Source organism: Rhizobium lentis, from assembly GCF_014200175.1.
Taxonomy (GTDB): domain Bacteria; phylum Pseudomonadota; class Alphaproteobacteria; order Rhizobiales; family Rhizobiaceae; genus Rhizobium; species Rhizobium mulingense.
The window spans coordinates 1-8,984 of record NZ_JACHBD010000032.1 but is presented as its reverse complement, the minus strand read 5'-3'; the positions used below and the strand labels follow the sequence as shown (position 1 = coordinate 8,984).

Here is an 8,984-nt window from a genome sequence, read left to right as displayed (position 1 = left end):
GCTGGCCTTCGCTCGCCTGGTGCGCACCAACCTGATGCATCGCAAAAGGATCGACCGGCTGCTAAAACCAAGCCAACGTCCCCCCGGCAATCCCGCCCAGATGAGCCTCCAATGGTGACAAAATTTAAACCGGACAGCAGTGGCCTTGAGCCTGGGATCCATGCGGCGAATGCGGTGTAGGTGGTCGGCGCTGTGAAAGGCAGGGGGCACGCCCTCGTAAATTATGCACGCCGAGTGCTGCGTGTGGATCCTCGGGTCAAGCCCGAGGATGACGGAGAGGGGGAAGGGTCGGCGAAAACGGCAGCGTCGGCGGCCTGCGCTACTGCCCCTCAACGCGATCCTCACTCCCCCTGCCGCCGCCGCTCCGCCCCGGCCGCGATCGTCTGCACCAGCTCGTCCACCTCGCGTGCCAGCCGCTCCAGCGGCAAGCCGACGAAGCGCCCCTCCAGACTGATGCTGACCACCCCGTGGACGGCGCCGAAGAGGGTGCGGGCGCGGATGGCGCGGTCTTCGGGCGGCATGTCGGGCTGCAGTTCGGCGAGCGGCTCGGCGATCACGTCCATCAGGAAGAGGTGTTCGTCGAGGTGCCATTGTGGCGTCGGGCTGGTGTCGGGGGGGAAGTGGTCGAACAGCGCCTTCCAGAGGTTGCGGTGCTCGACGGCGAAGGCGAGGTAGCCCTGGGCGAGGTTGCGCAGGCGGTCGGTCGGGCTTTTGTCGCGGGCCTCGGGCAGCGTCAGCTTCGCCTCCAAGGCCTTCAGCGTCGACGAGTTGACGTGGATGACCAGCTCGGCGAGGTCGGAGAAGACGGTGTAGAGGCCGCCGAGCGCGCAGCCGGCGTCCTGGGTGATGTCGCGGGCGCGCAGATTGGTCAGCCCGTCGCGGGCGATGCGCTCGCGTGCCGCCTCGATCAGCCGCGCCTTCAGATCTTCGCGTTTTTCTTCTCGCCTGCCGGCCATTCACCATTCCACTTCGATTTTTTGAACGACGTTCAAAAATTATCTTGAACGTCGTTCACGATTCTGCCATAACTCATCTCGTGAACAACGTTCATAAACCGGAGGCAAGAAATGTTCAAACTGATTTCCATTCTCTTGCGGGGCAGGGCGCATGATGCCGAGCAGGCTTTTGCCGATCGCCACGCCGTGCCGCTGCTTGCCCAGCAGATCCGTGATGCGGCGCAATCGATCCAGTCGGCGCGCCGCAGCGTCGCCGTCGCCATCGCCCAGAACGAGCAGGAGAAGGCGCAGCATCAGACGATCGTCAGCCGCATCGCCGATCTCGAGACCCGCGCCTGCGCGGCACTGGATAAGGGCAATGAGGGCCTGGCCCGCGAGGCGGCCGAGGCGATCGCCTTTCTCGAAGCCGAGCGTGATGCTTCGGTGGCGGCGCAGGCCCAGTTCACCACATCGATCGGCAAGCTGAAGGGCATTGTGCGCTCGGCCGAGGCGCGGCTGCAGGAGCTGCAGCGCGGCGAGCGGCTGGCCCGCGCCACCGAAGAGGCGCAGAAGCTCGATGTCGTCGTCGCTGGCCCCGGCCTGGCCACGCTCGACGAGGCCGAGGAGACCCTGGCGCGGCTTCGCCTGCGCCAGAGCCAGAACGAGCTGACGGCGGCTGCCCTGAAGGACATGGAAAGCGCCACCCGGCCGGCCGGCATCATCGAGAAGCTCGCCAATGCCGGCTGCGGCGCGCCGCTCGCCGCATCGGCCGATGACGTGCTCGCCCGGCTGAAGAGCCGCATCACCCCGGCCGCCTGAATTCATCCATCCTCACCCCTAAAAATTGAAGGGCCAATGCTATGAACGACAGTTTCCAGAAACACTCCGCCAGCTGGGTCAGCTTCTCCTACATCTCTTTCGGCGCCGCCGCCTTCATGCTGGCGCTCGGCCTCTACATGATGCCGCTCGATCTCTGGGGCAAAGGCTATCTCGCCATGGGCATCCTGATGCTGGTGCAGACCACGGTGAACATCACCAAGACGCTGCGCGACAATGCCGAATCCGAGAAGCTGATCCGCAAGGTCGAGGATGCCCGCACCGAAAAACTGCTCGTTAAATTCAATCGCAGCGATGAAGATTGATCTTCCTTAACCACAGCGCAGAGTTGTTGCCGCATTCAACCAATGGGTAACAACTCTGTGGCCTTCTCAGCGAGCCGAAAGAGGGACCACGCCCGTGCAACACAATCTGATGACGTCAAGGAAATTCGCTCCGCTGTTCTGGACCCAGTTCCTCACGGCCTTCAACGACAATTTTCTGAAGAACACGCTGGTGTTCCTCATTCTCTTCAAGATGTCGGCCAGCGAAGGGGCCGCCCTGGTGACGCTTGCCGGCGTGATCCTGATCGTGCCCTTCCTGCTGTTGTCGGCGCTCGGCGGCGAGCTGGCCGACAAGCATGACAAGGCCAAAATTGCCGAGCTCTTGAAACGCTGCGAGATCGCCATTGCCGCGCTGGCCGTCGTCGGCCTCGGCTTCTCCTCGATTTTTGTGCTGATGGCAGCCCTCTTCGGCTTCGGCGTCGTCTCGGCGCTGTTCGGGCCGATCAAATACGGCATTCTGCCCGATCATCTCGAGCGCCGCGACCTGCCGAAGGCGAATGCCTGGATCGAGGGCGGCACCTTCATCGCCATCCTCGCCGGCACGATCATCGCCGCACTGGCCTTTTCCAGCGGCGACAATGTGCTGCTCTTCGGCTCGATGATGATGGGCCTCTCCGTGCTCTGCTGGCTCGCCAGCCGGATGATCCCGCCGACCGGCTCCAAGGCGCCGGATCTTCAGATCGACCGCAATGTCATCCGCTCCAGCTACACCCTCGTCAGGGAAATCCGCGAGGACAAGCGGCTCTGGCGCTCGGCGCTGATGAACTGCTGGTTCTGGCTGGTCGGCGCCTTCGTGCTGTCGATCCTGCCGACCATGGTCACCGAGCTGCTCGGCGGCTCCGAACTCGTCGTGCCCGCCTATCTCACCGTCTTCGCCATCGCCGTCGCCGTCGGTTCCGGCATCGCCGCCTGGATGTCGTCCGGCCGCATCGTGCTCTTGCCGGCCCCGGTCGGCACGGCGCTGCTCGGCCTCTTCAGCCTCGATCTCGCCTGGAACCTCTGGGGCCTGGCCTCGACTGCGCACGCGACGACGATCCTCGATTTCTTCGCCGGGCAAAACACCATCCGCGTCGCCATCGATCTCGCCGGCATGGCCATCTCGGGCGCCTTCATCGCCGTTCCCACTTTCGCTGCGCTGCAGACCTGGGCGCATGAGGACCGCCGCGCCCGCGTCATCGGTGCCGCCAATGTGCTCTCGGCGCTGTTCATCACCGTCGGCCTCGGCCTCGTCGCCGTCATCCAGGCGCTCGGCGCCTCCATTCCTCAGATTCTGATCGGCCTCGGCATCCTCAATTTTGCTGTCGCCTGGCTGATGCTGAAGACGCTGCCGACCAACCCTTTCCGCGATTTCATCTCGATCCTGTTCCGCGCCTTCATGCGCCTCGAGGTCGAGGGGCTGGAGAATATCAAGAAGGCCGGCCGCGCGCCGATCATTGCGCTGAACCATGTCAGCCTGCTCGACGGTGCCTTGGCGCTCGCCATCACCGAGGAGGAGCCGACCTTCGCCGTCGATTACAAGATCGCCCAGGCCTGGTGGGTGCGGCCCTTCCTGAAAATGTGCAAGTTCCTGCCGCTCGACCCGACCAAGCCGATGGCGACGCGGTCGCTGATCAAGGTGGTGCAGGATGGCAGCCCGATCGGCATTTTCCCCGAGGGACGCCTGACGGTGACCGGCACGCTGATGAAGGTCTATGACGGCGCCGCCATGGTCGCCGACAAAACAGGCTCGATGGTGGTGCCGGTCAAGATCGACGGGCTGGAGAAGAGCTATCTCTCCTATCTCAGCGACGGCAAGATCCGCCGCCGGCTGTTCCCCAAGGTCAAGGTCACCATTCTCGAGCCGGTGAAGCTCGAAGTAGCGCCGGAGCTGAAGGGCCGCAAGCGCCGCACGGCGGCAGGCGCCGCCCTCTATCAGGTGATGTCGAACCTGTTGTTCCAGACCGCCGACACCTCGTCGACCGTCTTGGACCGCGTCATCCGCGCCGGCCACGAATTTGGTATGAAAAAGCTAGCCGTCGAAGATCCGGTCACCGGCAGCCTCACCTATGGCAAGCTCTTGACCGGGGCGGCCGTGCTCGGCGCCAAGTTCCGCGCCCGCTTCCCGGAAGCAAACATCGGCGTCATGCTGCCGAATGCCAATGGCGCCGCCGCCACCACTCTCGGCGTCATGAGCGCGGGCAAGGTGCCGGCCATGCTGAACTTCACCGCAGGTGCTGCCAATATCCTCTCCGCCTGCAAGGCCGCGGAGGTCAAACATGTGCTGACCTCGCGCGCCTTCGTCGCCCAGGCCAAGCTCGGCCCTGTCGTCGAGGAGCTGCAAAAGCAGGTGACGATCGTCTGGCTCGATGATCTGAGAGCCGAAATCGGTCCCGTCGACAAGATCCGCGGGCTGCTGCGCAAGGGCCGGCCGCTGGTGAAACGCCGGCCGGATGATCCGGCCGTCATCCTCTTCACCTCGGGCTCCGAGGGCACTCCGAAGGGCGTGGTGCTCACCCACCGCAACATCCTGTCGAACGCCGCCCAGGCCGCCGCCCGCATCGATTTCCACAGCGGCGACAAGGTGTTCAACATCCTGCCCGTCTTCCATTCCTTCGGGCTGACGGCCGGCACCGTGCTGCCGCTGATCTCAGGCGTGCCGGTCTATTTCTATCCCTCGCCGCTGCATTACCGCATCGTGCCGGAGCTGATCTATGTCTCCAACGCCACGATCATCTTCGGCACCGATACCTTCCTCAACGGTTATGCCAGGACCGCGCATCCCTACGATTTCCGCTCGATCCGCTATATCTTCTCCGGCGCCGAGCCGGTGAAGGTTTCGACCCGCCACACCTACATGGAAAAATTCGGCCTGCGCATCCTGGAAGGCTATGGCGTCACCGAGACCGCGCCGGTCATCTCCATCAACACGCCGATGTACAACCGCTCCGGCACGGTCGGCAAAATCCTGCCGGGCATGGAATGGAAGCTCGAACCGGTGCCCGGCATCGACGAGGGCGGCAGGCTGCATGTGCGCGGCGCCAATGTCATGGCCGGCTATCTGCGCGCCGAAAAACCCGGCGTGCTCGAGCCGCTCGCCGATGGCTGGCACGATACCGGCGACATCGTCACCATCGACGAGGACGGCTTCGTCAAGATCCGCGGCCGCGCCAAACGCTTCGCCAAGATCGGCGGCGAAATGATCTCGCTCGCCGCCGTCGAAACGCTGGCCGCCGAGCTCTGGCCCGGCGCGCTCTCGGTCGTCTCGTCGCTGCCCGACCCCAAGAAGGGCGAGCGCCTGGTGCTGCTCACCGAAGCCGAAACCGCCACCCGCGCCGAATTCCTCGCCTTCGCAAAGTCGAAGGGCGCCATGGACATGATGGTCCCGGCCGAGGTCACCATCGGCAAGGTGCCGGTGCTCGGCTCCGGCAAGGTCGATTTCGTCGCGGCGCGCAAGCTGGCGGAGAGCGTGGCTGAGAAGGGGGAGGCGGCCTAGGCGGAGGGTGGGATGCAGGGGAGGGCACCACCTCTCCTGCGCCTTGCTTGGTTGTGGATCCCAGGGTCAAGCCCTGGGATGACAGAGAGTGTGGTTGGCGTTCTCGCCAAACGCACCGGCGATGCAGCTTGCGCGCCGCGCCTGCCGTAGCTTCATTGCGCCCGGCGCGGCTTGGGGCTCCGGCACCGCCCTCCGCCATCAACCCGGCACAACCTCTCCTCCGTCATCCCCTGACCTTGGGATCCATGCGGCTGGCATCAAGTGGATCGCGATGGCGCCCGGTTGCAGAGAAATAGAAGTCCGCGTGCTTGGTTGTGGATCCCAGGGTCAAGCCCTGGGATGACGGAGAGTGTGGTTGGCGTTCTTGCCAAACGCACCGGTGATGCAGCTCGCGGCGCCGCGCTCGCTCGCTTCATTGCGCCCGGCACGGCTTGCGAGCCCCGGCACCACCTCGCCGCCGTCGGCCCGGTACCTTATCTCCTCCTCCGCCACCTTCCACGGTCATCCAGGCATCACCTTTCCTCCACCACCCAGGCACCACACTCTCCGTCATCCCAGGGCTTGACCCCGGGATCCATGCGGCTGGCACTGGGTGAACGGCGACGACCTCCGGGGAACAATTGACACCCCCGTGCTTGGTCGTGGATCCCAGGGTCAAGCCCTGGGATGACGGAGAGTGTGGTTGGCTTCTTGCCAGACGCACCGGCGATGCAGCTTGGGGCACCGCGCTCGCGGTTCGCTTCATCGCGCCAGGCACGGCTTGCGAGCCTTGGCACCACCTCGCCGTCGTCGGCCCGGTACCTTATCTCCTCCTCCGCCACCCTCCACGGTCATCCCGGCACCACCACTCCTCCACCACCCAGGCACCACCTCTCCTCCGTCATCCCAGGGCTTGACCCTGGGATCCATGGCCGCACGCGCTGCCGTCGCATCACCACAGCGTCAGATAGAGATCATCCCATTCAGGGTTCATCGCCTCGACCAGATCGATCTTCCATTGCCGGTTCCAGCGTTTCAACGACTTCTCGCGCTGGATGGCACTGCCGATGTCCCAATGCTCCTCGTACCAGACGAGACGGGTGCAGCCATATTTCCAGGCAAAGCCCGGCGTCAGCCCCTCGCGATGTTCATGGATGCGTCGCTCCAGATCGGATGTCACGCCGATATAGAGGGTGCCGTTTTTCTGGTTGCTGACGATGTAGACATACCCTGCCATGGCGGCAGAGTGCTTGGTTGTGGATCCCAGGGTCAAGCCCTGGGATGACGGAGCGTGTGGCTGGCGTTCCCAGGGGTCAAGCTCTGGGATGGCGGAAGGTGAGGTCGGCGGTTTCGCCAGACGCATCCCCCGAGGAATTCTCTGGCGCGCCGCGGCGTCGGCTTGTGCTCGCACGCTCCGCCGCCTTCGGCCTGAGACCGAGCACCAGCGGCACGGCGAGCGCATAGACGGCGACGACCGATAGCCAGATGGCGCCCGGCCATTCCTCTCGGAAGAGGAAATAGAGGCTGGAAAAGCCGAGCGGCGCCACGATCGAGGCGAGGCTGACGGCCGAGGCGAGCACGCCCTGGAACTGGCCCTGGCTGTTCTCGTCGACCTGCCGGGTCGCGAGCGACTGCAGCGCCGGCACGCCGATGCCGCCGAGGGTGAAAACCGGCATGATCGCGAAGATCATCCAGCCCTGGCCGGCAAAGGCCATGACGGTGAGCGCGACGGAGACGCCGGCAACACCCACGAGGATCGCCGCGCGTTCGCCGAGCAGTTTCACGGCCGGTCCGGGCAGCAAGGCCTGGGCAAACGTCTGGCAGACGCCGAAGGCGCCCAGCGAAAGGCCGATCGACAGCCCGTTCCAGTGAAAAGCATCGCTGCCCCACAGCGCCCAGCAGGTGCCGTAGGCCTCGCCGGTGGCGCTGAAGATGAAGAACAGGATGACGATGGGCAGCAGGCTTTTGACCTCCAGCACCGAGCGCAGCGGTTTCAGCGGGTTGAGCGCAGCGAGATCGATCGTCTCGCGGCTGCCCGGGCGCGATTCCGGCAGGATGAAGACGGCAAGCAGCAGGTTGGCGCCATTCAGTACGGCGGCCGCGATAAAGGGCAGCCGCAGCCAATGATCGCCGAGCACGCCGCCGAGCACCGGGCCGATGATGAAGCCGAGGCCGAACATGGCGTTGAACAGGCCGAAGCGGCGGGCGCGTTTCTCTTCCGGCGAGATGTCGGTGATATAGGCTGTCGCCACCGAGATATTGGCGCTGGTCAGCCCGGCGATCGCCCGGCCGATGAACAGCAGGGTCAGATTGGGCGCAAAGGCGAGGAAGAGGTAGTTGACGGCAGCACCGGCGAGCGAAATCAGCAGCACGGGGCGGCGGCCGAGCCGGTCGCTCAGCGCCCCGAGCACCGGCGCGAAGATGAACTGCATCAGCGCATAGAGCGCCGTCATCGCGCCGATAGTGGGCAAGACGTTTGCGGCATGGGTGATGTCCTTGAGCAGCGACGGCAGGATCGGGAAAATCAGCCCGATGCCGACGGCATCGAGAACAATGGCAGTGAAAATGACGATAAGAGATCTGGTCATGGGTGCGTTCCGGGTCGACGCAAGCAGGCAGCGCCGACAGAGTGCGCCGATAGCTCACGATGAGGCCTGATCTGGTCAGGCACTGGTTTCAGGGAGGTGCTGGCCGAACCATGGCCAAGGCGCATGGCGGGCCTGTGCTCGACCGCCTGGACGACCCATTCGTCCACCTGTTTACTCCGCCACTGAGCGGATCAAGGGAGGCAGTCGCTTTTCGCGACGGAGAAGAGATACGCTGGAAGGTTGAGTAGGGCAAGCCTGTTTTTATGTGGGGGATGGTTGCGGTTGTGAGGTTTTGTGGCGCCGCGCTCGCGGTTCGCTCATCGCGCCCGGCGCGGCTTTAGGTCCCGGCACTACCTCTCCTCCGTCGACCCCGGCACCACCTCTCCACCGCCAACGCTGCATCACGTCTCCACCGCCAACCGGGCACCACGCCTCCACCGTCACCCGGCACTACCTCTCCTCCTCCATCCGGGCACCACTTCTCCTCGGTCATCCCAGGGCTTGACCCTGGGATCCATGCGGCTGGCACTGGGCGAACAGCGAAGGCGCTCCGCTGCAGAGAAATAGAAGTCCGCGTGCTTGGCTATGGATCCCAGGGTCAAGCCCTGGGATGACGGAGGGTGTGGTTGGCTTTGTTGCCAGACGCACCGCCGATGCAGCTCGCGGCGCCGCGCTCGCGGTTCGCTCACCGCGCTCGGCGAGGCTTTTAGTCCCGGCACTACCTCTGCTCTGTCGACCCCGGCACCACCTCTCCACCGCCAACGCTGCATCACGTCTCCACCGCCAACCGGGCCTCCACCGTCACCCCGGCACTACCTCTCCTCCTCCATCCCGGGCACCACTTCTCCTC

General features: G+C 64.7%; 6 protein-coding genes. 3 read left to right on the top strand and 3 right to left on the bottom strand.

The features are described 5' to 3' along the window. Positions 1-341: 341 nt before the first annotated feature. The gene (locus GGI60_RS31415) at positions 342-956 is read right to left on the bottom strand and encodes a TetR/AcrR family transcriptional regulator (protein WP_183920456.1); all 615 of its coding nucleotides are present in this window, start codon (positions 954-956) and stop codon (positions 342-344) included. A gap of 111 nt (positions 957-1,067) precedes the next feature. Here GGI60_RS31415 and GGI60_RS31410 point away from each other — a divergent pair, with 111 nt between their 5' ends. The 3 genes from GGI60_RS31410 (at position 1,068) to GGI60_RS31400 (ending at position 5,567) form a co-directional block, all read left to right on the top strand. After that, positions 1,068-1,754: a PspA/IM30 family protein gene (locus GGI60_RS31410; RefSeq protein ID WP_183920458.1), complete on the top strand. Its 687-nt coding sequence runs from the start codon at positions 1,068-1,070 to the stop codon at positions 1,752-1,754. A 41-nt stretch (positions 1,755-1,795) separates the two neighbouring features. Next, positions 1,796-2,077, top strand: coding sequence for a YiaA/YiaB family inner membrane protein (locus GGI60_RS31405; RefSeq protein ID WP_011424367.1), 282 nt, complete (start codon positions 1,796-1,798; stop codon positions 2,075-2,077). 94 nt (positions 2,078-2,171) lie between these two features. Further along, positions 2,172-5,567, top strand: a complete 3,396-nt coding sequence (locus GGI60_RS31400; protein WP_183920460.1) for an acyl-[ACP]--phospholipid O-acyltransferase — start codon at positions 2,172-2,174, stop codon at positions 5,565-5,567. Positions 5,568-6,498: 931 nt separating this feature from the next. Here the strand turns inward: GGI60_RS31400 and GGI60_RS31395 are convergent. Together GGI60_RS31395 and GGI60_RS31390 are read right to left on the bottom strand one after the other, a co-directional pair. Further along, the gene (locus tag GGI60_RS31395) at positions 6,499-6,783 is read right to left on the bottom strand and encodes a GIY-YIG nuclease family protein (RefSeq protein WP_183920462.1); all 285 of its coding nucleotides are present in this window, start codon (positions 6,781-6,783) and stop codon (positions 6,499-6,501) included. 76 nt (positions 6,784-6,859) lie between these two features. Next, the gene (locus GGI60_RS31390) at positions 6,860-8,161 is read right to left on the bottom strand and encodes a TCR/Tet family MFS transporter (protein ID WP_348649577.1); all 1,302 of its coding nucleotides are present in this window, start codon (positions 8,159-8,161) and stop codon (positions 6,860-6,862) included. Between the last annotated feature and the right edge of the window lie 823 nt (positions 8,162-8,984).

Bases quoted from the DNA above. Each gene is read 5' to 3' on its own strand.
- GGI60_RS31415 (WP_183920456.1), bottom strand. From the start codon at position 956: ATGGCCGGCAGGCGAGAAGAAAAACGCGAAGATCTGAAGGCGCGGCTG.
- GGI60_RS31410 (WP_183920458.1), top strand. From the start codon at position 1,068: ATGTTCAAACTGATTTCCATTCTCTTGCGGGGCAGGGCGCATGATGCC.
- GGI60_RS31405 (WP_011424367.1), top strand. From the start codon at position 1,796: ATGAACGACAGTTTCCAGAAACACTCCGCCAGCTGGGTCAGCTTCTCC.
- GGI60_RS31395 (WP_183920462.1), bottom strand. From the start codon at position 6,783: ATGGCAGGGTATGTCTACATCGTCAGCAACCAGAAAAACGGCACCCTC.